This is a genomic window from Nitrospirota bacterium (assembly GCA_020846775.1).
In the GTDB taxonomy this organism is placed as follows: Bacteria; Nitrospirota; 9FT-COMBO-42-15; order HDB-SIOI813; family HDB-SIOI813; genus RBG-16-43-11.
In genome coordinates, this window is the sequence record JADLDG010000128.1 from 1 (window position 1) to 2,565 (window position 2,565).

Here is a 2,565-nt window from a genome sequence, read left to right on the forward strand (position 1 = left end):
TAGAGTTGGGATTATTTGCCCTGATACCTGCCTCAACCTGCATACGAGCCATATCAAACATGGAAAACCCCATCATCATTCTTTCCTGCCCGCTCTTTTTCATGATCATCTGATTAAAGAGAGCCTCGATCTCCGGTGTTGTATCATTCATTGACGACAATTATTGAAACTCCAGGTTCGTCTATCATAAAGTATCTCCATTAACGCCTGTTGAGGGAGTTCACAACTCACCCCTTTTTAACCTATCCCTAATTTCCTTGGCCTTATTTGGCATCGCCTTGTGGAAGAACTCCATCTGGGCTTCAAGCCATTTCAGCTTTTCTATAACAGGCTTCTTTCTGTATGCCTCTATTTCTTCTTTTGTCTTGTAATAAAGTAACGGTTTATCCATAATTCTCTATGCACAGTCCCATTCATCATTACTTATACCAGCCTGTCGAAGAATTTCTTTGATGAGGCTTGCATGAATATCCCCGGAATATGTATTTTCCTGGTTCCCTTTATCATAGACTGATGTTTAGCGCATGAGAATGGGCCTGAGTAGCCAAGTGCCTTGAATTTTCTTATTAATTCCTTTCTTGATATTGCATTTGGCATAATTATGCAATCGCACTCTTTTTGATCTTTATCTCGACCCCACCTACAGAGGGTATATTATCTTTATCCTGTATCTTTAGTAAAAGCCATTCCTCCAAGACCTCTATAAGCTCTCTCCGGCAATCCTCAACAGAGCCGCCATTAGCCCAAACCCCTTCAAAACCTGGAATTTCGGCAAACCAGCTTCCATCTTCTATTTTTTTATATTCAGCCATTGCAATAGCATTCTGGATATATTCTGTCAACATGGTCTATTCCTTTCTTTCATCATTATTGTATAACTCCTCCAATTAGTTTAAACAACGATTACACGGAAAACTCCTCAAAAATGTTCTTTTCATATTTGACCCTCAGTAATCCTCCCTGCTCAATAGCTCTTTCGTATTCTTTATGTATCCGCTAAATCCTGGGGCCTGTTAGCCTTCTCTTTCATTTCTATAAGCGCTTGCAGCGGAATAACAGAGATAGATATCTTTTCTGCTTTCATCTTCCTTCTTTCTTTGTATACTTGTTCAAAATCAAAAGGCATTTCTACAAATACATCAAGCAAGAAAAACGGATCTTTTGGATCAAAGAGGCTGAAGACCATCATGTCCTTTTCCTTTACCCATTCATCCCTTTTTTCTATTTTCAAAAAGTCTTCGAGCATTAAAGGAACTTAAGGTTATCATCTTCAAGATCCACAATGATGTCTATATCAGCAGTAGCCCTTTCTATACCATAAAGATTAACAGCAATACCACCCGCAAGGAGATAACGGACTTTTTTTATATATGACGTCATAAATAATTGCGCATTATTCAAATGTATTGTCATTCCCACGAAAGTGGGAATCCAGTGTATCTGTATGGATTCCTGCCTTCGCAGGAATGACGATACGATGATCATGAGAAGTTATTAAGGTCGCTATGTATAGATTCAGCGCATGAAACAGATGTTCAAATTTGAGCACATGATCCTCACAATGAAAGTTTTACAAAACCCATGGGTAGACGTTTATCAATAAGGTGCTTTGACTTACCATATCTTCTTTCAGTTCTTAGATCCTCTGAAATGGTCATGGAAATCAGCCCGCTTCCCCATCCAAGACGAAAGAGATAGCCACCCTTTGCTTTTTCTAAAATCTGGCTATACACCGCTCTTATATGTTCACCGCCGCTGACACCAGTAAGAAATTTACTACATTCTTCTGTAAGCACCTTAGTGTAAAAGTTGTTACAAGCATGAAGAAGGTCCTGTACGGTGATGTTTCTGTGGAGGCTATCTATGCCACACTGCGGACGGAGTATCACCTTCCTGTCAATTTGTATTTCCATGTCGAAGGATACTGTTTTATTCAGAAGACTTCCATAAGTAACTTCAGTTAATATTTGAATTGATGTTGGATTTAAATGACCATCTTTTTTATTATAATTTATAGCCTCTGCAAAAAATGTTGAACCTGCCGGAAGAAAGGTATCTTTCACTTTAATGGCCCTGAACGGGTCTTTATCTATCGTAAATCTTGGAAAGCTTCCTTCTTTTCCAGGGATAATTGCCCTTAATAATTCCCCTTCAACTAATTCGGCCCTCCTTTTTTCTTTTAGAAACTGTGTCCCACTCTTAAGGAGATTCAGATATGCAGTCCTGACAGCCCCTTTTATCGAGGAACCAGGAAGATATGGACTTATTCCAGTCCTGATGAATGGAGCCACAGGCAACTGGTTTTCAGGAGAATTAAATTTGCTATCATATATACCTCTTACCTCCTCGCTTACATCAATAACCCATTCTGCATATTTTACTGTATCAATATTGTCCTTCACAAAGCGTCTCAATGCTGTCAGGACTGACTTCTGTGCATAATCCCTCCCCGTAAGGTTTTTGAACTCTTTGAGTCTTTCTGGAGGCAGTGCTGACAGCCACTCTTCAAGGTTGATTCTGTAAAACTTGTCTTTTATCACATATTCAAGAGGCTCCAGGGTAGAA

Annotated in this window: 5 protein-coding genes and 1 pseudogene; all 6 read right to left on the reverse strand. The window is 39.3% G+C overall.

All coding sequences use genetic code 11. The features are described 5' to 3' along the window. Positions 1-160: hypothetical protein (locus tag IT392_13565; GenBank protein ID MCC6545500.1), on the reverse strand; the 160-nt coding region annotated here is incomplete at its 3' end. A 60-nt stretch (positions 161-220) separates the two neighbouring features. Beyond that, positions 221-391 carry a hypothetical protein gene (locus tag IT392_13570; protein MCC6545501.1) on the reverse strand — a complete coding sequence of 57 codons (171 nt, stop codon included), beginning with the start codon at positions 389-391 and terminating at the stop codon, positions 221-223. Between the two features lie 6 nt (positions 392-397). Continuing rightward, positions 398-597: pseudogene (locus IT392_13575) on the reverse strand (type II toxin-antitoxin system HicA family toxin). Positions 598-599: 2 nt separating this feature from the next. Then, positions 600-845, reverse strand: a complete 246-nt coding sequence (locus IT392_13580; GenBank protein MCC6545502.1) for a type II toxin-antitoxin system HicB family antitoxin — start codon at positions 843-845, stop codon at positions 600-602. A 140-nt stretch (positions 846-985) separates the two neighbouring features. Next, complete coding sequence (locus IT392_13585; protein ID MCC6545503.1) at positions 986-1,231, reverse strand: hypothetical protein; 246 nt, start codon at positions 1,229-1,231, stop codon at positions 986-988. A gap of 325 nt (positions 1,232-1,556) precedes the next feature. Then, positions 1,557-2,402: a type III-A CRISPR-associated RAMP protein Csm5 gene (gene csm5, locus IT392_13590; GenBank protein ID MCC6545504.1), complete on the reverse strand. Its 846-nt coding sequence runs from the start codon at positions 2,400-2,402 to the stop codon at positions 1,557-1,559. Positions 2,403-2,565: the final 163 nt, after the last annotated feature.

Excerpts from the sequence above, each read along its gene's own strand:
- IT392_13570 (MCC6545501.1), bottom strand. The coding sequence starts at position 391 with ATGGATAAACCGTTACTTTATTACAAGACAAAAGAAGAAATAGAGGCA.
- IT392_13580 (MCC6545502.1), bottom strand. The coding sequence starts at position 845 with ATGTTGACAGAATATATCCAGAATGCTATTGCAATGGCTGAATATAAA.